This window comes from Sphingomonas populi, from assembly GCF_004208535.1.
GTDB lineage: Bacteria > Pseudomonadota > Alphaproteobacteria > Sphingomonadales > Sphingomonadaceae > Sphingomonas > Sphingomonas populi.
In genome coordinates this window covers 1-21085 of the sequence record NZ_SGIS01000005.1, presented here as the reverse complement: position 1 = coordinate 21085, position 21085 = coordinate 1, and the positions used below count along the sequence as shown (strand labels likewise).

22 protein-coding genes are annotated in these 21085 nt (G+C 67.5%); 5 read left to right on the top strand and 17 right to left on the bottom strand.

Annotated features, from left to right (window positions below; all coding sequences use genetic code 11):
- Positions 1-11: 11 nt before the first annotated feature.
- The 5 genes from pheT to rpmI form a co-directional block, all read right to left on the bottom strand.
- Positions 12-2399, bottom strand: a complete 2388-nt coding sequence (gene pheT / locus EWE75_RS04435; protein ID WP_130155492.1) for a phenylalanine--tRNA ligase subunit beta — start codon at positions 2397-2399, stop codon at positions 12-14.
- Positions 2400-2505: 106 nt separating this feature from the next.
- Positions 2506-3591 carry a phenylalanine--tRNA ligase subunit alpha gene (gene pheS / locus EWE75_RS04430; RefSeq protein WP_130155491.1) on the bottom strand — a complete coding sequence of 362 codons (1086 nt, stop codon included), beginning with the start codon at positions 3589-3591 and terminating at the stop codon, positions 2506-2508.
- Between the two features lie 54 nt (positions 3592-3645).
- Positions 3646-4266 (bottom strand): LysE family translocator, encoded by a 621-nt coding sequence (locus EWE75_RS04425; protein ID WP_130155490.1) that lies wholly within the window; start codon positions 4264-4266, stop codon positions 3646-3648.
- 135 nt (positions 4267-4401) lie between these two features.
- Positions 4402-4767 carry a 50S ribosomal protein L20 gene (gene rplT, locus EWE75_RS04420; RefSeq protein ID WP_069203664.1) on the bottom strand — a complete coding sequence of 122 codons (366 nt, stop codon included), beginning with the start codon at positions 4765-4767 and terminating at the stop codon, positions 4402-4404.
- Positions 4768-4785: 18 nt separating this feature from the next.
- The gene (rpmI, locus tag EWE75_RS04415; protein ID WP_069203665.1) at positions 4786-4989 is read right to left on the bottom strand and encodes a 50S ribosomal protein L35; all 204 of its coding nucleotides are present in this window, start codon (positions 4987-4989) and stop codon (positions 4786-4788) included.
- 168 nt (positions 4990-5157) lie between these two features.
- Between rpmI and EWE75_RS04410 the strand changes: the two genes are divergently transcribed.
- Complete coding sequence (locus EWE75_RS04410) at positions 5158-7299, top strand: AsmA family protein (protein WP_130155489.1); 2142 nt, start codon at positions 5158-5160, stop codon at positions 7297-7299.
- An 86-nt stretch (positions 7300-7385) separates the two neighbouring features.
- Here EWE75_RS04410 and hisN read toward each other — a convergent pair whose 3' ends face one another.
- Together hisN and EWE75_RS04400 are read right to left on the bottom strand one after the other, a co-directional pair.
- Entirely contained in the window at positions 7386-8168 is a 783-nt protein-coding gene (gene hisN / locus EWE75_RS04405; protein WP_130155488.1) for a histidinol-phosphatase, read from the bottom strand.
- 506 nt (positions 8169-8674) lie between these two features.
- Positions 8675-8965: a 4a-hydroxytetrahydrobiopterin dehydratase gene (locus EWE75_RS04400; RefSeq protein ID WP_130155487.1), complete on the bottom strand. Its 291-nt coding sequence runs from the start codon at positions 8963-8965 to the stop codon at positions 8675-8677.
- A gap of 55 nt (positions 8966-9020) precedes the next feature.
- Between EWE75_RS04400 and ccmA the strand changes: the two genes are divergently transcribed.
- Together ccmA and EWE75_RS04390 are read left to right on the top strand one after the other, a co-directional pair.
- Positions 9021-9611: a heme ABC exporter ATP-binding protein CcmA gene (gene ccmA, locus EWE75_RS04395; protein ID WP_130155486.1), complete on the top strand. Its 591-nt coding sequence runs from the start codon at positions 9021-9023 to the stop codon at positions 9609-9611.
- Between the two features lie 5 nt (positions 9612-9616).
- Complete coding sequence (locus tag EWE75_RS04390; RefSeq protein ID WP_130155485.1) at positions 9617-10252, top strand: heme exporter protein CcmB; 636 nt, start codon at positions 9617-9619, stop codon at positions 10250-10252.
- 96 nt (positions 10253-10348) lie between these two features.
- Here the strand turns inward: EWE75_RS04390 and EWE75_RS04385 are convergent, their stop codons facing one another.
- The 10 genes from EWE75_RS04385 to coxB all read right to left on the bottom strand — a co-directional run bounded on the left by EWE75_RS04385 (position 10349) and on the right by coxB (position 19418).
- Positions 10349-11212, bottom strand: coding sequence for an RsmD family RNA methyltransferase (locus EWE75_RS04385; protein WP_130155484.1), 864 nt, complete (start codon positions 11210-11212; stop codon positions 10349-10351).
- Positions 11213-11398: 186 nt separating this feature from the next.
- A complete protein-coding gene (gene thrC, locus EWE75_RS04380) occupies positions 11399-12799 on the bottom strand; it encodes a threonine synthase (RefSeq protein ID WP_130155483.1) in 1401 nt (466 codons plus the stop codon).
- Between the two features lie 203 nt (positions 12800-13002).
- Entirely contained in the window at positions 13003-13614 is a 612-nt protein-coding gene (locus EWE75_RS04375; protein ID WP_282432662.1) for an SURF1 family cytochrome oxidase biogenesis protein, read from the bottom strand.
- Entirely contained in the window at positions 13611-14003 is a 393-nt protein-coding gene (locus EWE75_RS04370; RefSeq protein WP_427915770.1) for a DUF983 domain-containing protein, read from the bottom strand. The genes EWE75_RS04375 and EWE75_RS04370 overlap by 4 nt, the downstream gene beginning before the upstream one ends.
- A gap of 28 nt (positions 14004-14031) precedes the next feature.
- The gene (locus tag EWE75_RS04365; RefSeq protein ID WP_130155481.1) at positions 14032-14946 is read right to left on the bottom strand and encodes a cytochrome c oxidase subunit 3; all 915 of its coding nucleotides are present in this window, start codon (positions 14944-14946) and stop codon (positions 14032-14034) included.
- Between the two features lie 34 nt (positions 14947-14980).
- Positions 14981-15514 (bottom strand): cytochrome c oxidase assembly protein, encoded by a 534-nt coding sequence (locus EWE75_RS04360; RefSeq protein WP_282432661.1) that lies wholly within the window; start codon positions 15512-15514, stop codon positions 14981-14983.
- Positions 15511-15645, bottom strand: a complete 135-nt coding sequence (locus EWE75_RS26025; RefSeq protein ID WP_276204603.1) for a hypothetical protein — start codon at positions 15643-15645, stop codon at positions 15511-15513. Before EWE75_RS26025 ends, EWE75_RS04360 begins: the two co-directional genes overlap by 4 nt.
- Positions 15645-16550, bottom strand: coding sequence for a heme o synthase (locus tag EWE75_RS04355; protein WP_130155480.1), 906 nt, complete (start codon positions 16548-16550; stop codon positions 15645-15647). Before EWE75_RS04355 ends, EWE75_RS26025 begins: the two co-directional genes overlap by 1 nt.
- 75 nt (positions 16551-16625) lie before the next feature.
- Positions 16626-18317, bottom strand: coding sequence for a cytochrome c oxidase subunit I (gene ctaD / locus EWE75_RS04350; protein WP_130155479.1), 1692 nt, complete (start codon positions 18315-18317; stop codon positions 16626-16628).
- Between the two features lie 3 nt (positions 18318-18320).
- Positions 18321-19418: a cytochrome c oxidase subunit II gene (coxB, locus tag EWE75_RS04345; protein ID WP_130155478.1), complete on the bottom strand. Its 1098-nt coding sequence runs from the start codon at positions 19416-19418 to the stop codon at positions 18321-18323.
- A 213-nt stretch (positions 19419-19631) separates the two neighbouring features.
- Between coxB and pyrE the strand changes: the two genes are divergently transcribed.
- Positions 19632-20216: an orotate phosphoribosyltransferase gene (gene pyrE / locus EWE75_RS04340; protein WP_130155477.1), complete on the top strand. Its 585-nt coding sequence runs from the start codon at positions 19632-19634 to the stop codon at positions 20214-20216.
- 103 nt (positions 20217-20319) lie between these two features.
- Entirely contained in the window at positions 20320-21048 is a 729-nt protein-coding gene (locus EWE75_RS04335; protein ID WP_130155476.1) for a pyridoxine 5'-phosphate synthase, read from the top strand.
- The last annotated feature ends 37 nt before the right edge of the window (positions 21049-21085 follow it).

The window sequence follows — 21085 nt, the reverse complement described above, 5'->3', positions numbered from 1 at the left end:
CCGCCTTCTCCTCAGCCTCTGAGCACCGCGCCCTGCTTCGCCGCCGCCGCCACCACCTTGTCGGCAATCGCCTTCAGCGCCTCGTCGGTGAAGCTCTTGTCGGCGGGTTGCAGCGTCACTTCGATCGCCATCGAGCGCACACCGTCGCGCTCGAACAGGTCGAACAGCCGTGCCGCCGTGATCGTCGCCTTGTCGGCACCCTTCACCGCGCGCACCAGCGCGTCGGCGGCGAGGCCGGCGGGGACGGTGAAGGCGAAGTCGCGCCGCACCGGCTGGAGCGCGGGCGGCGCATAGGCGGGGCGCATGAAGCCGGTTCCACCGCGCTTGGCGGGGATCGCATCGAGATACAGTTCGACCGCCGCAACCGTGCCGTCGAGATCGAACGCGCGCGTCGTGAGCGGATGGACGATGCCGAACGCCGCGAGCACCGTCTTGGGGCCAAGCCGCAACGTGCCCGACTGGCCGGGGTGCCAATGCTCGCCGGCCTCGCCGAAGATCTGGAGATTCTCGACCGGCGCACCTGCCGCCGCGAGCAGCGCGATCGCCTCGGCCTTGGCGTCGAACGCGTCGAAGCCCAGCGCTTTGCCGCCCTGCCAGCCGCGCGCGCGCTTCTCGCCGGCCAGCACCACGCCGAGCGTGGCGCGCTCGGCCTCGGCGAGATAGCGGCGGCCGATCTCGAACAGCCGCACGCCGTCCGCGCCGCGCTTGAGGTTGCGCGCGGCGGCGGAGAGTAGCCCCGGCAACAGCGACGGACGCATCACCTTGAGGTCTTCGCTGATCGGGTTGGCGAGGGTCCAGGCGCCACCCCCAGAGACATTGGCGAAAGGCGCGGCTTCGGCTTCGGACACGAAGCTCCAGGTCACCGCTTCGTTGAGCCCGCGCGCGGCGGCGGCGCGGCGGACGCGGCGCTCGGTCTTCTGCTCGGGTGTGGCGGTTGGCGTGGCGACGCCGGGGATGCGCGGCAGCGGCACCGGCGGGACATGGTCGATGCCCTCGATGCGGATCACTTCCTCGACGAGATCGGGCACGCCTTCCACATCGCGGCGCCAGCTCGGCACGCCGACGTGCCAATCTGCCGAGACGGTGAAGCCAAGGCTTTCGAGGATCGCCTGCTGGCGCTCGGGCGCGACGAAGAGGCCGCCGAGCGTCTCGGCGCGCGCCGGATCATAGGCGATCACCGTGGCGGGCACCGGCGGCTCGCCGGCGCGGGTAATGCCGCCGGGCGTGCCGCCGCACAGGTTCAGCACCAGTGCCGTGGCGATGGCGAGGCCGTCCTCGACGAACGCGGGATCGACGCCGCGTTCGAAGCGCTGACGTGCGTCGCTGGTGACGGCGAGCTTCTGGCCGGTGCGGGCGATGCTTTCGGGATCGAAATAGGCGCATTCGATCAGCACGTCGGAGGTCGTGTCGCTGCACCCCGAGTCTTCACCGCCGATGATCCCGGCGATGCCGAGCGCAGCGCGATCGTCGGCGATGACGGTCATGCTCTCGTCGAGCGTGTAGGTCTTGCCGTTGAGCGCCAGCAGTTGCTCGCCGGATGTCGCCTTGCGCGCGACGAGGCCGCCCGGCAGTTTGGCGCGATCATAGACGTGGAGCGGCCGTCCGAGATCGAACGACACATAGTTGGTGATGTCGACCAAAGCCGAGATCGGCTTCTGCCCGATCGCCTGCAACCGCCGCGTCATCCATTCGGGCGCGGTGCTGTTGCTGACGCCGGCGACGGTCTGGCCGTAGAAGGCCGGGCAACCGACGCTATCGTCGATACGGATGTCCGGTCCGGCGCCCTCGCCCGCGACCGGCGCTGGCGTGACCGTCGTGCCCGGCACCACCAGCGGCTTGAGCCGGCCCAGCCCCGCTGCGGCGAGATCACGCGCGATACCGCGCACGCCCATGCAATCCTGCTTGTTGGGGGTGATCGCGACGTCGATCACCGGATCGTTGAGGCCGGCATAATCGGGATAGGCGGCGCCGATCGGCGCATCGCTGGGCAGTTCGATGATGCCGTCATGATCGTCGCCGAGTTCGAGTTCGCGCGTCGAGCACATCATGCCGTTCGAAACGACACCGCGAATCTCCGCGACCTTGAGCACCATGCCGTTGGCCGGCACGGTCGCGCCGGGCATGCCGAACACGCCGACGAGACCGGCGCGCGCGTTGGGCGCGCCGCACACGACTTGCATCGGTCCGTCACCGGCGTCGACCGAGAGGACTTGCAGCTTGTCCGCCTGCGGATGGCGCTCGGCGGTGAGCACCTTCGCCACGCGGAACGCGGCGAGCTTGGCGCCGGGATTGTCGACGCTCTCGACCTCAAGGCCGATGCGGGTGAGCGTATCGACGATCTCGTTGAGCGACGCGCTGGTGTCGAGATGGTCGTGGAGCCAGGAGAGGGTGAATTTCATGCGATCCGTCCGTCACCCCAGCGCAAGCTGGGGTCTTTCTGTAGGTTGGCGGCACCGCCCGCCACGGGGAGACCCCAGCTTGCGCTAGGGTGACGATCAAACAGGGTCACGCCCCCACCCCGCCGCTCAGGGTCGGCACGTCGAGCGCGGAGAAGCCGTAGTGCTTGAGCCAGCGCGCGTCGCCGTCGAAGAAGGCGCGCAGATCGTCCATGCCGTATTTGAGCATCGCCAGCCGGTCGATCCCGCAGCCGAACGCGAAACCCTGCCATTCATTCGGATCATAGCCGCCCGCTTCGATGACCGTGCGGTGGACCATGCCCGAGCCGAGCACTTCCATCCAGCCATCGGAACCGCCGATCACGCGCTTGCCGTTGACCACCGAGAAGCCGACATCGACCTCGGCGGAAGGCTCGGTGAAGGGGAAGTAGCTCGGGCGCAGCCGAAGCACGATATCGTCACGCTCGAAGAACGCCTTGAGGAAGGTCTCCAGCGTCCATTTGAGGTGGCCGAGCGTGATCCCCTTGTCGATCACCAGCCCCTCGACCTGATGGAACATCGGCGTGTGGGTGGCGTCGCTGTCGCTGCGATAGGTGCGGCCCGGCGCGATGATGCGGATCGGCTTGGTGCCGCCCGCCGCCTGCATCGCGCGGATCTGCACGGGGCTGGTGTGGGTGCGCAACACGCGCGCTTCTTCGCCGTCCTTGGCGTTCAGGTAAAAGGTGTCGTGCATCGCCCGCGCGGGATGCGTCTCGGGCATGTTGAGCGCGGTGAAGTTGTACCATTGCGTCTCGATCTCGGGGCCAGTCGCGACCGCGAAGCCGAGATCGGCGAAGATTTCCGCCAGCTCGTCCATCACCTGGCTGACCGGGTGGATGCTGCCGACCGGCGCGGCCTCGGCGGGCAAGGTCATGTCGAGCGTTTCGCGGGCGAGCTTCGCGTCGAGCTCGGCGCGGTCGAGCGCGGCTTTCTTCGTGGCGATCGCGGCGGTCACGCCTTCGCGCAGCGCCTGGATGCGCGGGCCTTGCTGCTGGCGCTCGTCGGGCGACATCCCGCCGAGCGTCTTGAGCAAAGCCGTCACCGCGCCCTGCTTGCCGAGCGCGGCGACGCGCACCGCATCGAGCGCGTCGAGGCTGTCGGCGGCGTCGATCCGCGCGATCAGGTCGGTATGGAGGTGGTCGAGATCAGCCATCATGGATTCCTTGGGGACGCGGGCGTCGAAGCCGAGCGCGCGGCTCAGGTCAAGCGGTCAGACGCGGCTGCCGAGCAGCGCGGCGCCGAAACCGATGAAGATCAGCCCCGATCCGCGGTTGAACAGCCGCCGCCGGTTGGCCGGCGCGAGCCACGCCGCGAGCGAACGCCCGCCGAACGCATAGATGCAATACCAGCCGCTTTCGATCACCACGAAGCTGGCGACCAGAATGCCGAGCTGCGGCGCGAACGGGCGGTGCAGATCGAGGAACTGCGGAAACAGCGCGGCGGCGAACACGATCAGCTTGGGGTTGGAGAGGCCGGTGCCAAGCCCGGTCATGTACAATGCCCGCAGCGAGCGCTGCCGCGTCGCTTCGCCGTCCTGCGGATTGCCGACCGGCGCGCGCCACGCCTTGATGCCGAGCCACACCAGATAGGCGACGCCGACATAGCGGATGATGTCGTAAAGCAGCGGCGACGCCTTGAGCAGCGCGCCCAGCCCCGCCGCCGAGGCGAGCAGGCACAGCAGCACCGCGCTCATCAGCCCCGCCATCGACGCGAGCGCGCGGGCCGTGCCGTGCTGGATGCTCTGCACCATCACATGCAGCATGTTGGGGCCGGGCGTGCCGGCGACCAGGAAGACGACGGTGACGTACAGCCACCAGGTGTTCAGCGCCATGACGGGTTCCCTTGAACCATTACCGATCTTTCCCCCGTCGGGATGCTCAGCACGAACGGGAGAGCGCGCAAACCCCAACGAAAAGGGCGCCGGTGTTGCCACCGACGCCCCGATTCGCTTGGCGCTACAGTCCGCTCAGGCGGCCTGGGGCAGAGCCGCCTTCGCTTGCGCGATGATCGCGCTAAACGCAGCGCCTTCGTGCATCGCGATGTCGGCCAGAACCTTGCGGTCCAGTTCGATACCGGCGAGCTTCACGCCATGCATGAAGGTGGCATAGGTCAGCCCCTCGACGCGCACGGCGGCGTTGATACGCTGAATCCACAGCGCGCGGAAGTTGCGCTTCTTAACCTTGCGGTCGCGATACGCATATTGGCCAGCCTTTTCGACGGCCTGACGGGCGATGCGGATCGTGTTCTTGCGACGGCCATAATAGCCCTTCGCCTGATCGAGAATCCGGTTGTGCTTGGCGCGGGTGGTAACACCCCGTTTTACGCGTGCCATCTATCTATATCCTTCCGCTCAACGCAGGCCGTAAGGCGCCCAGGCCTTCACTGCTGCGGTATCCGCCTTGGCGAGAACCTTGGTGCCGCGGTTCTGGCGGATGTACTTGCCGTTGTGGTGCAACAGGCGGTGGCGCTTGCCGGCGACGCCGTGCTTCAACAGGCCGGTGGCGGTGAACTTGAAGCGCTTCTTAACGCCGCTCTTCGTCTTGAGTTTGGGCATTTCTCGTCCTTTCTTGTTCGCGACGATCTATGAACGGCCACGGCAGCCCATACCGGCCGGGCAGTTCCTCTTACTCGCGGGAAGCGGGGCGCTTAGCGATTCGCGCTGCGGAATGCAACCAAATGCAACCATCGGAACCGCTTTATGCAGCCGGGGGTTAGCAGTCGCATGGAAACCGCCGACCGCACACCGTCTGCCCTCGACGATTCGCCCAAGCCCGCGCCCCGGCGGCGGCTCGGGCGTGGCTGGCGAATCGCGCGCAACGTGCTGGTCGGCATCGTCGCGGCGCTCTTTCTGGTGTGGCTGGTGCTGTACATCACCAAGGGCCGTTTCCTCAAACATCCGTTCGAGCGGATCACCGCTGGCTTGATCGAGCGCGACGTGAAGGTGCGCGGCGATTTCCAGCTCTATTTCGACCCGATCACGATCAAGTTCCTCGCCGAAGGGATGACCGTCTCCAATCCGAAATGGGCGACCCGGCCCAATCTGTTCGAGGCCGGGCGGATCGACACGCGGATCGCGCCGCTCTCGTTGATCTGGGGGCGCAAGCGGCTGCACTTCCTCGATCTCACGCAGGGCGCGATCGATCTCGAATGGGATGCGGCACATACCCGCAATAGCTGGACGTTCGGCGAGAAGAAGGACGATGCCAAGCCGTTCGTGCTGCCGCTGATCCAGCGCGCGCTCGTCGCGCGGACCACGCTGCGCTACCGCGATCCGCGCATGCGGCTGACCGCCGATCTGGCGTTCGAACCGATCCGGTCGCAGGGCACCAGCATCACGCAGGCGATCCGCTTCACCGGCGACGGCATGGTGCGCGACACGCCGTTCACACTGTCGGGCGCGATGCTCTCGCCGAACGATACGGTGCGGCGCGGCAAGAACGAACTGCGACTGACCGCCAATGCCGCGCACAATATCATCGACGTGTCGGGGACGCTGCCCGGCCTGACCGACATCGAAGGCGTGCCGCTCGACGTGAAGGCGCGCGGGCGCAACGCCGCCGAGCTGCTCGACATCATCGGCGTCGTCATCCCGCGCACGCGCACCTACACCGCGCGCGCGCAACTGGTGAAGACCGGCGACGAATATGCCTTCACCCACCTCGTCGGGCGGTTCGGCGCGAGCGACCTGACGGGCAAGTTCACGATCCGCAACATCCGCCCGCGCCTCAAAATCGACGCCGCGCTGGCGACGCGCTCGCTCGACATCATCGATGCCGCGCCGTTCATCGGCTACAACCCGGATACCGTCGCCGCCAAGGGCGCGATCGCCGCCGCCGCCGAGACCGGCGCGGGCGCGACGCGAATCCTGCCCGACGCCAATCTGCGCGTCGAATCGATCAAGAATTTCGATGCCGACGCGCATTGGACGGTCGGCGTGGTGCGGTCGCGCAACGTGCCGATCTCGCATATCGACCTCACCGTGTCGCTGGTCGATCGGTTGCTCAAGCTGTCACCGCTCACCTTCTCGATGGCGCGCGGCAATGTCGCCGCCGACATCGTGATGGATGAGCGGCGTGTGCCGATGCACACCGATTACGACATCCGCCTCGCGCCGACGCCGATGGGCAAGCTGCTCGCCGGCTATGGCGTCGACGAGGCGGGGACGACCGGCGTGGTCAAGGGCCGCATCCAGCTCGCCGGGGTCGGCGATACGGTGCACCAGTCGCTGTCGAACGCGCAGGGCCGGATCGCCTTCATCATGCCCGAGGGCAGTTTCTGGACGCGTAACGTGCAGATCGCCGAACTCGATATCGGCACGTTCGCGCAGAAGATGCTGCAAGGGAAGCTCAAGGAGCCGGTCCACATCAATTGCGGGCTGATCGGCTTCACCGTTCGGAACGGCGTCGCGGCGGCAGACCCGATCCTGATCGACACGACCAAGAACGTGATGCTCGGCCGTGGCGGCTTCAGCTTCCGCAACGAGGCGCTCGACATGGCGTTCCGCGCCGACGGCAAGAAGTTCAGCCTGTTCTCGGGGCAATCGCCGATCGGCATTCAGGGCAGCTTCGCCAAGCCCGGCATCAACCCGATCAGCGGCGACCTGATCGAGCGCGCCGGCGCGGGGCTGGCGCTCGGCATCGTTGGTACGCCGCTGGCGACGGTGCTGGCGTTCGTCGATATCGGAGACGCCAAGGCGGCGAAGTGCGGGCCGGTCCTCGCCGGCGCGCCTGCCTCGGCGCAGCGCACCAAGGGCGGCAAGCCGCGCGACGATGTCGGCAAGGGCACCACCGCCAAATCCGAGAACGGCAAGGCCGCGCCGGGCGAAAAGCGCGCCCAGGGCAAGAAGTTTCTGGGGATTTTCTGACGCTCCGTTCGTCCCGAGCGTAGTCGAGGGACTAGGCAAGAGCGCAGGTGCCTCGACTTCGCTCGGCACGAACGGCAGGCGGTCGCTCAGTGCCCCCGGCAGGCCATCGCCTCGAGGATATCGTCGATCCGCGCCGGATCGCCGGCGGCGATCACCTCGCCGATGCTATCGGCGGTGAGCGGGTCGCCCTGCCAGTCGCACATCCGTCCGCCGGCACCCTCGACGATCGGCACCAGTGCGGCGAAATCGTGCAGCTTCAGCCCCGCCTCCACGACGATGTCGAGCCAGCCGCTCGCGACGCAGCCGTAATTGTAGCAATCGCCGCCCAGCACCGTGCTCATCACCGCGCCGTCGAGATGTTCGAAGGCGTGCAACTGGCCGTCGTCGAACAGCGCGGGCGAGGTGGTGCCGAGCAGCGCCTTCGACAGATCCGCGCAACGCCGCGTCGCCGCCGGCTGGCCGTTGAACAGGGTCGGCCGGCCGATCGTGCCGACCCAGCGCTCACCCAGGATCGGCTGGTCGAGCACGCCGAGCACCGGCCAGCCCTCCGCGACCAAGGCGATCAGCGTGCCGAAGATCGGCCGGCCCGAGATGAACGCGCGCGTACCGTCGATCGGATCGAGCACCCAGGCGCGGCCGCTCGTCCCCTCGCGCACGCCATATTCCTCGCCGATGATCGCATCGTCGGGAAAGCGCTGCTCGATGAGCGCACGCATCGCCGCTTCCGCCGCGCGGTCGGCAAGCGTGACGGGCGAGGCATCGTCCTTCGCCTCCAGCCCGGCGGGCTTGCGATAATAAGGGCGGATCGCCGCACCCGCCGCTTCGGCGAGGGCAGTGGCGAGATCGAGATCGGCGGCTGAGACACGCATCGGTTTCGCCTAGCCGCGTCGGGTACGATCCGCCAGCGTCGCGAAGGCTGACGCGATCAAAAGACGCCGGACGAAATTTTCCTGCCGGCCTTGGGATTTTTTACCAAGACTTGGCGCGTTGCACCGCGCAAAATTGACCCCAGCGGAACGGGATTTTGCCATCATCTTGTAAAACAACACTTCTCGCGACTTGGCACGCTCTCTGCAATCCCTCTGGCATCGGTCGTCGGATGGTCCGGCGCACCACTTACACAGGGAATATCCTCATGAACGCTCGTATCGAATCGCTCCAGCAGATCGCCACTTCGCTCGTCGGCGCGCTGTTCGTCACCGTCGTGCTGGTCAGCACCGCCGTCTCCATCGCCCCGATCGCATGATCGGGGACATTCCGGTTCGGGAGGTTCCGATGGTGCGGCCCGTTGCTTTCGCAGTCGTTTCGTTCGTGCTGACCAGCCTGATGCTGCTCGGCCACTTCAGGATCGCCGGGCTGCTCTGACGCCCGGCGGTTACACCAACAAAGCGTCGATCGCGCGGGCAAGGTCCATGTCGCGGTGCGACAGTCCGGCCGCATCATGCGTCGTCAGCAGGATATCGACGCGGTTCCAGACATTACTCCATTCGGGATGGTGATCGGCCTTTTCGGCGAGCAGGGCGACTCGCGCCATGAAGCCGAACGCCGCCGAGAAATCCACGAAGGTGAAGGTGCGCGTGATCGCGTCGCGCGCCTCGTCATAATCCCACTCATCGAGTTCATCGAGTGCGTCGGCGCGTTCGATGTCGTTCAGTTGCTCCACCATCGCGTGCATCCTCGTGGCTGGCGCGGGATGCGCCTTATCGCCTAAGGCATAGCCGATGGCCGACCACGATCAACCACCCCGCCTCGCCTTTCATGGCGTCACGGGCGTGCGGGGCGGGCGCAGGCTGTTCGCTGGGCTGCGTTTCACGCTCGCACCCGGCGACGCGGCGTTGGTGACGGGGCCGAACGGTGCGGGCAAATCGAGCCTGCTGCGGATCGCCGCCGGGCTGCTCGCCCCCGCCGAAGGCCGCGTCGAAGCGCCGCCCTGCGCGCTGATGGCGGAAGCCGCGGCGCTCGATTCCGGACAGACACTTGAAGACGCGCTGCGCTTCTGGGCGGCGCTCGATGCCGTACCGGAGCCGGCGCGGCGGGTCGCGGACGCGCTGACCGCGACCGGGCTGGCGACGCTGGCGCAGGTGCCGGTGCGATTGCTCTCGACCGGGCAGCGCCGCCGCGCTGCGCTCGCGCGGGTGGTGGCGAGTGAGGCGCCGCTTTGGCTGCTCGACGAACCCGCCAACGGTCTCGACGCCGCCAGCGTGGCGACCCTCGAAGCGCTCGTCGCTGAACACCGCGCCCGTGGCGGCATCGCACTGGTGGCGACTCACACCGATATCGCGCTGCCGGGCGCACGGGTAGTCGCGCTGTGAGCGGGATGGTTCGCCTCATCGCGCGCGACCTGCGGCTTGCCTGGGCGGGCGGCGGCATGGTCAACCCGGTCGCGTTCTTCCTGCTCGTCGCGATCCTGTTTCCGTTCGCGGTCGGCCCCGATACCGTCCTGCTCGCGCGCATCGGCGGCGGGGTGATCTGGGCCGCCGCCTTGCTCGCCGCGCTGCTGCCGGTCGAGCGGCTGATCGGCCCCGATGCCGAGGCCGGCGTGTTCGATCAGCTCGGCGTGCGCGGGTTTTCAATGGCGGGCGTCGCCGCCGCCAAGATGCTCGCGCACTGGCTGAGCTTCGCGCCGCCGTTGATGCTGGCGGCGGTGGTCGCCGCCGGGTTGCTCGGGCTGCCGGCGGTGACGCTCGGGCGGGTCGAACTCGGGCTGCTGATCGGCACGCCCGGCCTCGCCGCGCTGGCGGTGGCGACGTCGGCGCTGATCGCGGGGATGCGCGGCGCGGGCGCGCTAGCGGGGCTGCTGATGCTGCCGCTCGCGGTGCCGCTACTGATCTTCGGCGCGGGTGCGCTCGACGGCGGTGCGGGCGCGCTGAAGCTGCTCGGCGCGGTCAGCCTCGTGCTGGTCGCCGGCGCGCCGTTCGTCGCGGGCGCGGCGATGCGCGTGGCAATGGAATAGCCCGTTTCGTCGCCCCGGCGGAGGCCGGGGCCGCTGGGTAATTTGGCGAACGGATCGCCCGACATGCAGCGGCCCCGGCCTGCGCCGGGGCGACGATCACCGCCGCCAGCGCGCGAAAATCGCAGTCGGCAATAGCAGCCCGCGCGCTTCCTCGCGCACCGCCATCTCGCCGACCTCGACCGTGCCGCCGAGATCGCCGAGCGCCTGACGCACCACCTCGCCGATCGCCAGCGCCGACATCCGCACCGCATAGACGGTCAGCACCAGGAACTTGCTGTCGGCATCAAGCAGCCGGCGGCAATCCGCGATCAGGCCGGGCAGCCCTTCTTCGAGCCGCCACACTTCGCCATCGGGACCGCGCCCGAACTTGGGTGGATCGAGGAAAATTCCGTCATAGCGCTTGCCGCGCCGGACCTCGCGCGCGGCGAACTTGGTCGCGTCATCGACCATCCAGCGAATCGGACGGTCGGCGAGATCGGACAGGAAGGCATTGGCCTTGCCGGCCTCGACCGACTTCTTCGAGGCATCGACATGCGTGACGCCCGCGCCTTTGGCCGCCAGCGCCAGCGTGCCGACGCCGGTATAGCCGAACAGGTTGAGCACCTGGTCACCCTCGGCGATGGCTTCGCGCATCCACGCCCATTGCGGTGCCATGTCGGGGAAGAACGCGAGGTGACGGAACGGCGTGTTCTGCGCGGTGAACAGCAACTCCTCCCAGCGCACATGCCAGCCGCCGCGCGGCACGTCGCGCGACAGATGCCAGCGCCCGCCGCCCTCTTCGTCCGACGCGCCGATGAAATCGCCGTCGGCCTCCCAATGGTCCGACGCCGGCGCCCACATCGCCTGCGGCTCGGGGCGGATGAAGCGGAAGCGGCCGTAGCGTTCGAGCTTGCGGCCGTTGCCCGAGTCGATCAGCCCGTAATCAGGCCACGGTTCGGCGATGAGGGTTTGAAGCTGCATCCTATTCCCCTCCCTGGAAGGGAGGGGTTAGGGATGGGTTGGTCTCGGGGGAACGCCGCGCCGGCCTCGAGCCGACCCACCCCCGACCCAGCAACGGGTCGGTCATGCCCCCGGCATGACCTGAACAGCGCGGGGCGCTGTTCACCCGTTGCTCTTTCAGGGAGGGGAGAAGCGCGGAATGCAACCTCACCGCGCCACCGCACGCTCGGCGATATACGCCGTCACCGCCTCGAACGTGCCGGGCAACGTCGCATAGCGTTCCTCGCGGTCGAACAGGTCGCCGACGCGCGCGGGCAGGCTCGGGCGCATACCCGTGGCGCGCTCGACCGCATCGCCGAACTTGGCCGGGTGCGCCGTCGCGAGCGTCACCACCGGCACATCCGCCGGCAGCCCGGCGCGGCGCGCGGCGGCGAGGCCGATCGCGGTGTGCGGGTCGATCACTTGCCCCGCATCCTCGCTCGCCCAGCGCATCGCCAGCGCCATGTCGTCGAGATCGATCCGGTCGCTGGCGAACAGCGCCGACGCGCCACCGGCCTGCGCGTTGGTAAGCCGCATCGCCTTGCTCGCCTCGAACCCCTGCATCTGCGCGGCGAGCGCATGCCCGTCGCGCCCGCCAAGATCGAACAGCAGCCGCTCGAAATTGCTCGACACCTGAATGTCCATCGACGGGCTCGGTGTCGGCACGACGGTGCCTTGCGAATAGTCGCCCGCGCTGAGCGCGCGGTGGAGGATGTCGTTGACGTTGGTCGCGACGATCAGCTTGGCGACGGGCAGGCCCATCTTCGCGGCGACATAGCCGGCGAACACATCGCCGAAATTGCCGGTCGGCACCGCGAACGCGACCGGCCGCTCGGGCGCGCCGAGCCGGACGGCGGCGTAGAAATAATAGACCACCTGCGCCATCAGCCGCGCCCAGTTGATCGAATTGACCGCCGACAGCGCGAACGTGCCCGAGAAATCAGGATCGTTGAACATCGCCTTCACCAGCGCCTGACAATCGTCGAAGCTGGCATTCTCCAGCGCGAGATTGTGGACGTTGGGGGCGAGCACGGTGGTCATCTGGCGGCGCTGCACCTCGGACACTCGGCCCTTGGGGTGCAGCATGAAGATATCGACGCCGGCACGGCCCGCGAGCGCGTCGATCGCCGCCGAGCCAGTATCGCCCGAGGTCGCGCCGATCACGGTGACGTGATGCTGCGAGCCGGCGAGGAACCGCTCGAACATCAGCCCGAGCAATTGCAGCGCGACATCCTTGAACGCGAGCGTCGGGCCGTGGAACAGTTCGAGCAGCCAATGCTGGTGATCGAGCTGGACAAGCGGGGTGACGGCGGCGTGGGCGAAGCGGCCATAGGCTTGCTCGCACAAGCTCCGCAGATCCTCGCGCGAGAGCGTGCCTTCGACGAACGGCGCCATCACCGCGACGGCGGTGTCGACATAGGACGCGCCGCGCAGTGCCGCGATCTCCTCGGTCGAGAGGCTCGGCCAGGCTTCGGGCAGGTACAGGCCGCCATCGCTGGCGAGGCCGGCGAGCGTGACCTGTTCGAAATCGAGGGCGGGCGCATCCCCGCGCGTGCTGATGTAGCGCATAGGCCGGTCGGGTTAGCGACGTGTGCGGTTCATCGCAACCTGCCGTTCGCGGCGTCCTGCCCTCCGTTCGTGCTGAGCCTTTGGAAGCAGGTGCCCCAGCCGCCCGTTAGACGTGACCCCAGCGCAAGCTGGGGTCTTTCGGAACAGCGCGTGACAAGAGCCGCGAAAGACCCCAGCTTGCGCTGGGGTGACGATGGCGGTGGTCAGCCCCGCTTCCGCAACGCCAGCGCATAAATGATCGCCGCGATCCCCGCGAACACGAACCACTGCACCGCATAGGCGAGATGGTTGTTGGGCACCGACGACAGATCGGCCGGCGGGTTCGCCGCCAGTCCGGCGAGCGGCGGATCGGCGACGATGATCAGCGTCCGGGGCACGCGGCCGAACAGCCCCGCGATCAGCGGCTGGTGATCGGGCGCATACGCGAGATAGCCCTCCACCCTGCCGCCGCGCCATGTCGGTTTGGTGTTGGGCGCACCGCTCACGCCGATCTGCACCGCGAAGCCCGGGCCTTCCGCGCCGGTGCGGCAATGCGCGATCTGGCGCCAGCCGGGCTTGCCACGCGCGTCATGCCCGCCTTCGCTGCTCCAGCCCGCCGGTTGCAGGCAGAGGGCGCCCGCGCGCCGGAACAGCAGGTCATCGCCGAGCGGCACGCGCGGGAAAGTGATCGCGGGCAGGTCTCGGTTCACCGCCAGTCGGGCGAGCAGCGCTTCCTTCTCGGCCCTGCGCTGGAGTTGCCACACGCCCAGCCCGATCATCGCCGCGACGGCGAGCGCGACGAGCAGCGTGGCGATGATCGGAACGCGTCGCTTCAAGGCGCGATTCGCCCCTCGCGCGCGGCGTTGCGATATTCGCTGACGAGCAGCGCCGCCTTGGTGATGCGCAGCGACCACATCGTGCCGCCGAGCGTGACCGGAATCCAGATCAACGCCTGCAGCCAGAACGGCGGCGCGAGCGTGAGTTGCAGCCAGATCGCCAGCCCGACGACGATCGCGCCGAGGATCAGGATCAGGAACGCCGCCGGCCCGTCACCGACATTGAAGCCCGCGATATCGAGCCCGCACACACGGCAGCGATCGGCGAAGGCAGTCCAGCCGTTGAACAAAGTCGGCGAACCACAGCGCGGGCACAGCCCCTTCAGCGAAGCCTCGACGAGACTCGGCGGTGTCGTGGGCGGCGTAGAACTGGGCGGTGTCGGCGCCACGGGATCGGGAGCCGTCACCAGCGCACGCTCAACCTGCGTGGACCGGCGCTCCCCAGCCGCCCCACACATAGATGGCCGCGAACAGGAACAGCCACACCACGTCGACGAAATGCCAATACCAGGCCGCTGCCTCGAAGCCGAAATGCTGGCGCGGAGTGAAATCGCCGCGATAGACGCGCACGAGATTCACGATCAGGAAGATCGTGCCGATGATGACGTGGAAGCCGTGGAACCCGGTCGCCATGAAGAACGCCGAGGTGTAATTGATCCCCTTGAACGGGAACGGTGCCTCCGAATATTCATAGGCCTGGATCGAGCTGAAGATCAGGCCGAGCACGATCGTCAGCCACAGCCCCTTTTTTACGCTGTCATGCTCGCCGACGCCGATCAGCCCCCACAGCCCCTTCAGCGCGCCGCCGCGCTGGTTGTGGATCAGCGCGTGGTGCGACCACGTCAGCGTCGTGCCAGACAGCAGCAGAATCAACGTGTTGAGCAGCGGGAAACGGAAGGCGTCGATCACCTCCAGCCCCTTGGGCGGCCACACCGCGTTCGCCGCCGCCGCATCGGTGGCGAGGCTGACGGTGCGGCTGACCGCATCGTAGATCAGCGGGCGCGGAAACAGCGAGAAATCGAAGAACGCCCAGAACCAGCCGACGAAGAACATCACTTCGGAGGCGATGAACAGCACCATGCCGTAGCGCAGGTGAAGCTGGACGACGGGGGTATGGTCGCCGGCATGCGCCTCGGTGAGAACCTTGCCCCACCACAGGAACATCGTCGCGATGACGAGTGCCACGCCGAGGAAGAACACCGCGCCGCCGTACGCCGCCGAGTGCATCCACATAATGCCGCCGACCGCCATCACGCCGCCGGCGAACGCGCCCATGATCGGCGCGATGTCCGGCGGCAGGATATGATATGCGTGGTTCTTAGCGCCGGCCATCTCTCTCGTCCCCGTTTATCGGTTTGGTGGCACCCTAGCCTTTGGTCTTCGTGGAATCCACCGGGTAAAATGTGTAACTGAGCGTGATCGTCTGCACGTCGTTCGCATCGGGATCGGCGAGGATCTTGGGATCGACGAAGAAGATCACCGGCATGCGTGCGGTCTCACCGGGTTTGAGCGTCTGCTGGGTGAAGCAGAAGCACTGGATCTTGGTGAAATATTTGCCGACCTGATACGGCGTGACGTTGAAGGTCGCGCTGCCGGTGATGGTGTGATCGGTCGTGTTGGTGGCGGTGAAGAACGCCATGTCGCGCGCGCCGACATCGACCGTGTCGCTCGGCGATTCGGGTACGAACTTCCAGCCCATGTGCGGCGCGACGTTGGTGTCGAAATCAATGCGAATCGTGTGATCGACCGCGCCGGGCGCGGCGTTGGCGCGCTGCGTGGTGCCGTTGAGGCCGGTCGCCTGGCAGAACATCCGGTATAGCGGCACGCTCGCGCTTGCCAGCCCGGTCATGAACACCAGCGGGATCATCGCCAGCAATGCGGTGCGCAGCTTCGGACTCAATGTGCCATCCCCGCCTTGATCTTGGCGATGGTGATCGCGAACACCAGCACCACGAACGCGCCGAGGATCAGCCCCAGCACCAGCGCGCGCGAGCGTTGCCGCGCGCGGATCTCGTCATCGCGCTTGGCCATCAGGCGAGCCACTTGTCGGCGACGACCGCGCCGAAGATGATGAACAGATACAGGATCGACCAGGCGAACAGCCGCTTCTCCGGCACCATCCGGTCGTCGGGGCCAGTGGTGCGCGTCGCGACATGCACGACAAGCCCGGCGAACACCCCGGTCGTGACCAGCGCCACCGCGCCATAAAGCATGCCGCTCAGCCCCAAGGCCCAGGGCGCGAGTGCGGTCAGCGCCATCGGGATCGTGTACAGGCCGATCTGCCGCCGGGTGACGCGCTCGCCCGCCACCACCGGCAGCATCGGGATGCCCGCCGCGCCGTAATCGCTGCGCATGAACAGCGCGAGTGCCCAGAAATGCGGCGGCGTCCACAGGAAGACGAGCGCGAACAGCAGCAGCGGCAGCGGCGCCACGCCGCCGGTCGCGGCAGCCCAGCCGATCAGCGGCGGGAACGCGCCGGCGGCGCCGCCGATGACGATGTTCTGCGGGGTGCGGCGCTTGAGCCAGACGGTATAGACCAGCACGTAGAACAGGATCGACACGGCCAGGATCGCGGCGGCGACGAGATTCACCGCCAGCCCCATCAGGATCACCGAGAACGCCGACAGGCCGACGCCGAACTGGAGCGCGGTCTCGCGGTCCATGCGTCCGGCGGGGAGCGGGCGGCGTTCGGTGCGGCGCATCTTGGCGTCGAGATCGGCCTCATACCATTGGTTGAGCGCGCCGGCCGCGCCCGCGCCGAGCGCGATGCACAGGATCGCGGTGAAGCCGATCACGGGATCGATCCGCACCGGCGCGGCGAGCATCCCGCACAGGCCGGTGAAGACGACGAGGCTCATCACGCGCGGCTTGGTGAGCGCGAGGAAATCGCGCGCGTGCGCCGGGACGATGGGGGAAGGTGCGGTGGTGACGGTCATGATGGAACCGCGCCATACAGGCGCGCGACCTTTGCGGAAAGGCCGCGACCCGAAACGATCGCGGCCGTACCCATGTCAGTGATGGCCATCGCCGCCGTCGATCACCGGCAGCGTCTCGAACTGGTGGTAGGGCGGCGGGCTCGACAGCGTCCATTCGAGCGTCGTCGCACCCTCGCCCCACGGGCTGTCACCCGCCGGCTTGCCCGCGAACAGCGACCAGATGATGTTGACGAAGAAGAAGATCATCGAGAACGCCATGACCATATAGCCGATCGTGGCGAAGTGGTTCCAATATTGGAGCGCATCGGTGTAATCCGGCACGCGGCGCTGCATGTTCTGCAGCCCCAGGAAGTGCATCGGGAAGAACAGCATGTTCACGCCGATGAAGAAAATGTAGAAATGCACCTGGCCGAGCGCTTCGTTGTACATCCGCCCCGACATCTTGGGGAACCAGTAATAGAAGCCCGCGAACAGCGAGAACACCGCGCCGAGCGACAGCACGTAGTGGAAGTGCGCGACGACGTAATAGCTGTCCTGCATGTAATCGTCGATGCCGCCGTTGGCGAGCACCACGCCGGTCACGCCGCCGACGGTGAACATGAAGATGAAGCCGATCGCCCACAGCATCGGCGTCTTGAAGGTGAGCGAACCGCCCCACATCGTCGCGATCCATGAGAAGATCTTGATGCCGGTCGGCACCGCGATCACCATCGTCGCGGCGGTGAAGTACATCTTGGTGTTCACGCTGAGGCCGGTGGTGAACATGTGGTGCGCCCACACCACGAAGCCGACCACGCCGATCGCCACCATCGCATAGGCCATGCCGAGATAGCCGAAGATCGGCTTCTTCGAGAAGGTCGAGATGACATGGCTGACGATGCCGAAGCCCGGCAGGATCATGATGTACACTTCGGGGTGGCCGAAGAACCAGAACAGATGCTGGTACAGGATCGGATCACCGCCGCCGGCGGGATCGAAGAAGGTCGTGCCGAAATTGCGGTCGGTCAGCAGCATCGTGATGGCGGCGGCGAGCACGGGCAGCGACAGCAGCAGCAGGAACGCCGTCACCAGCACCGACCAGACGAACAGCGGCATCTTGTGCAGCGTCATGCCCGGCGCGCGCATGTTGAAGATGGTGGTGATGAAGTTGATCGCGCCGAGGATCGACGACGCACCGGCGAGATGCAGCGACAGGATCGCCATGTCGACGCTCGGCCCCGGCTCGCCATAAGTGGAGAGCGGCGCATACACGGTCCAGCCGGTGCCGGCGCCGCCGAAGAACGGCGAGGCGAGCAGCAGCGTGAACGAGGGGATCAGCAGCCAGAAGCTGATGTTGTTCATGCGCGGGAACGCCATGTCGGGCGCGCCGATCATGATCGGCACGAACCAGTTGCCGAACCCGCCGATCATCGCGGGCATCACCATGAAGAACACCATGATGAGGCCGTGCGCGGTGATGAGCACGTTCCACAGGTGCAGCGAATGGTCGAGGCCCTGTTCGCCGCCGGGCAGCCACGCCGCCCAATAGTTGAGATACTGGATACCCGGCTGCGACAGTTCGGCGCGCATCAGCCCCGAAATCCCGCCACCGATGATCCCCGCGCAAATCGCGAAGAGCAGGTAGAGCGTGCCGATGTCCTTGTGGTTGGTCGACATGAACCAACGCGCGAAGAAGGCGGGCTTGTGGTCCGCGTCATGATGCGCGTGGCCGTGGCCGTGGTCGCCATGCGCCTCGAAGGCGGACGGATGGAGCGCGGTGTCGGTCATGCCTTATTGTCCCGCATTGCCGGCGCCGGCGGGATTGGCCGTCGCGCCTTGAGTGACTGTAGGAGCTTGCTCCGTCGCATTATCGACGGGTGCAGTCGAATTGCCCGCTTCGAACGCAGCGCCCGTTTCGGGCAACGGCTGCGCGGCGGCGATCGCGGCGGCGGGCTTGCCGGTCGGCATCGTGCCGCCCTTCGCCTTCACCCACTGCGCGAATACGGCTGGCGACACCGCCTCGACCGTGATCGGCATATAGCCGTGGCGCGCGCCGCACAGTTCGGAGCAGACGCCGAAATAGACGCCGGGCTTCTCGATCGTGAAGCTGGTCTCGTTGAGGCGCCCCGGCACCGCATCGAGCTTGATCCAGAACGCGGGGATCGCCCAGCTATGGATCACGTCGTTCGAGGTGGTGATGAGGCGGATCGGCACGCCGTACGGCAGCACAACGCGGTTGTCGGTGGCGAGCAGGCGCGGGCCGTCGGCATCGGTGCGGGCGCGCTCGCCCTTGCCGACTTCCTTCGGCTCTTTCAGCATGTTGGCCGTGATCTCGAACCCGCCATTGTCGGGATATTGATACGACCAATACCATTGGTTGCCGATCGCCTTGAGCGTCACGGCATTGTCTGGCGCGGGCTTGTACTGCGCGTTGAGCAGGCCGATCGACGGCAAAGCGATGCCGAGCAGGATCAGCACCGGCAACCCGGTCCACAACACTTCGAGGATGGTGTTGTGCGAGGTCTTGGTCGCCACCGGCTGCGCGGCGCGGCGATAGCGCACCACCACCCAGGCGAGCAGGAGCAGCACGAACACGCAGATGATCGTGATGAGCGGGAACAGGATGACGTCATGGAACCACAAGGCGCGACGGCCATTCGGCGTCACCTGCGGCTGGATCGTGACCTTGCCGTCGACCGGCATGCCGATTCCGGCGACCGGCAGCATCGCGGGCGCGCCGTCCATCGCGAGCATCGGATCGGCCTTGGCAGGAGCAGCCGCCACAGCGGGCGCTGCCGGCGGCGCGGCGGGGGCGGCCACAGCCTGCCCCAAGCCGGCAAGCGCGAGGCCCGCCGCAAGTACGATGCCCTTCAAGCCCATGATCCGCATCCCGTATCCTCGCCCCTGTAGAATACGCCGAGTCCTGCTACGACGCCGGGCGAGATTACGCCCAATTTTTCCGACCTATACGCAAGCGACCCGCCGCCCTCAAGCACGAAGCCGTGTTTATTTGGCGATGCCGCACGTCCCCGGCGTTGCGCCCGAGCGACACGCCTCCTAATCAGGCGCACCTTGTCCGCCCAACCTGCCGAGCCAGCGCCGATGACCGAAGACCAAGTCCTTGCCGAATTCCGCGCCGCCGACGCGTTGCTCGAAGGGCATTTCATCCTGTCCTCGGGGCTGCGCAGCCCGCGCTACCTGCAATGCGCGCGCGTGCTGATGGACCCGCGTCGCGGCGCGCGGCTGGCCGAGGCGCTCGCCGCCAGCTTGCCGGCGGAGATTCGCGACAGCATTCAGGCGGTCGTATCGCCGGCGATGGGCGGGGTGATCGCGGGGCACGAGATGGGCCGCGCGCTCGGCGTCGAGGCGATGTTCCTGGAACGGCCCGAGGGCGTGTTCGAACTGCGCCGGGGCTTCCGCCTCGCGCCCGGCACGCGCGTGCTGATGATGGAGGACGTGGTCACGACCGGCCTGTCCTCGCGCGAGGCGATCGCGGCGATCGGGCGCGCGGGCGGCGTGACCGTGGCGGCGGGATCGCTGGTCGATCGCTCGAACGGGACCGCTGATCTCGGCGTGCCGTTCTTCCCGCTGGTCCGCATCGACGTGCCAACCTATGCCGCCGATGCGCTGCCGCCAGAGCTTGCGGCGATCCGGGCGATCAAGCCCGGCAGCCGGGCGGCGGCGTGACGGTCGCCACCCCCGCCCCGTTCGTCCCGAGCGAAGTCGAGGGACAGGCCCGGAACGCAGGTGCCTCGACTTCGCTCGGCACGAACGGAAAGGGTGCGCCCGCGTGACCAACACACTCCGCCTCGGCGTCAACATCGATCATGTCGCGACGGTGCGCAATGCGCGTGGCGCGGGCTATCCCGATCCGGTGCGCGCGGCGCTGGTCGCCGCCGAGGCTGGCGCGGACGGCATCACCGCGCATCTGCGCGAGGACCGGCGCCACATCACCGACGACGATATCGCTCGGCTGTCGGCCGAGCTGACGATCCCGCTCAACTTCGAAATGGCAGCGACCGATGAGATGCGCGGCATCGCGCTGAAACATCGCCCGCACGCCGCCTGCATCGTCCCCGAAAAGCGCGAGGAGCGCACCACCGAGGGCGGGCTGGACGCGGCGGGGCAGTTCGCCCATCTCGCGCCGCTCGTCGCCGACCTGACGGGGGCGGGCATCCGCGTGTCGTTGTTCATCGAACCCTCGGCCGCGCAGATCGACGCGGCGGTGCGGCTCGGCGCGCCGGTCGTCGAACTGCATACCGGCCGCTATTGCGAGCTGTCGGGCGCGGATCAGGCGGAGGAGTTGCGGCGGATCGCCGACGCGGCGGCGCTGGCGGCGAAGAACGGCATCGAGGTCCACGCCGGCCACGGGCTGACCTATGACAATGTCGCACCGATCGCCGCGATCCCGCAGGTGCGCGAGCTCAACATCGGCCATTTCCTGATCGGCGAGGCGATTTTCCTCGGGCTGGCCGAGAGCGTGAAGCGGATGCGCGACGCGATGGACGCGGCGCGGTGATTGGCGATCACCGTCGCCCCGGCGCAGGCCGGGGCCG

Bases quoted from the DNA above. Each gene is read 5' to 3' on its own strand.
- pheT (WP_130155492.1), bottom strand. From the start codon at position 2,399: ATGAAATTCACCCTCTCCTGGCTCCACGACCATCTCGACACCAGCGCG.
- pheS (WP_130155491.1), bottom strand. From the start codon at position 3,591: ATGATGGCTGATCTCGACCACCTCCATACCGACCTGATCGCGCGGATC.
- EWE75_RS04425 (WP_130155490.1), bottom strand. From the start codon at position 4,266: ATGGCGCTGAACACCTGGTGGCTGTACGTCACCGTCGTCTTCCTGGTC.
- rplT (WP_069203664.1), bottom strand. From the start codon at position 4,767: ATGGCACGCGTAAAACGGGGTGTTACCACCCGCGCCAAGCACAACCGG.
- rpmI (WP_069203665.1), bottom strand. From the start codon at position 4,989: ATGCCCAAACTCAAGACGAAGAGCGGCGTTAAGAAGCGCTTCAAGTTC.
- EWE75_RS04410 (WP_130155489.1), top strand. From the start codon at position 5,158: ATGGAAACCGCCGACCGCACACCGTCTGCCCTCGACGATTCGCCCAAG.
- hisN (WP_130155488.1), bottom strand. From the start codon at position 8,168: ATGCGTGTCTCAGCCGCCGATCTCGATCTCGCCACTGCCCTCGCCGAA.
- EWE75_RS04400 (WP_130155487.1), bottom strand. From the start codon at position 8,965: ATGGTGGAGCAACTGAACGACATCGAACGCGCCGACGCACTCGATGAA.
- ccmA (WP_130155486.1), top strand. From the start codon at position 9,021: ATGGCCGACCACGATCAACCACCCCGCCTCGCCTTTCATGGCGTCACG.
- EWE75_RS04390 (WP_130155485.1), top strand. From the start codon at position 9,617: ATGGTTCGCCTCATCGCGCGCGACCTGCGGCTTGCCTGGGCGGGCGGC.
- EWE75_RS04385 (WP_130155484.1), bottom strand. From the start codon at position 11,212: ATGCAGCTTCAAACCCTCATCGCCGAACCGTGGCCTGATTACGGGCTG.
- thrC (WP_130155483.1), bottom strand. From the start codon at position 12,799: ATGCGCTACATCAGCACGCGCGGGGATGCGCCCGCCCTCGATTTCGAA.
- EWE75_RS04365 (WP_130155481.1), bottom strand. From the start codon at position 14,946: ATGGCCGGCGCTAAGAACCACGCATATCATATCCTGCCGCCGGACATC.
- EWE75_RS26025 (WP_276204603.1), bottom strand. From the start codon at position 15,645: ATGGCCAAGCGCGATGACGAGATCCGCGCGCGGCAACGCTCGCGCGCG.
- EWE75_RS04355 (WP_130155480.1), bottom strand. From the start codon at position 16,550: ATGACCGTCACCACCGCACCTTCCCCCATCGTCCCGGCGCACGCGCGC.
- ctaD (WP_130155479.1), bottom strand. From the start codon at position 18,317: ATGACCGACACCGCGCTCCATCCGTCCGCCTTCGAGGCGCATGGCGAC.
- coxB (WP_130155478.1), bottom strand. From the start codon at position 19,418: ATGCGGATCATGGGCTTGAAGGGCATCGTACTTGCGGCGGGCCTCGCG.
- pyrE (WP_130155477.1), top strand. From the start codon at position 19,632: ATGACCGAAGACCAAGTCCTTGCCGAATTCCGCGCCGCCGACGCGTTG.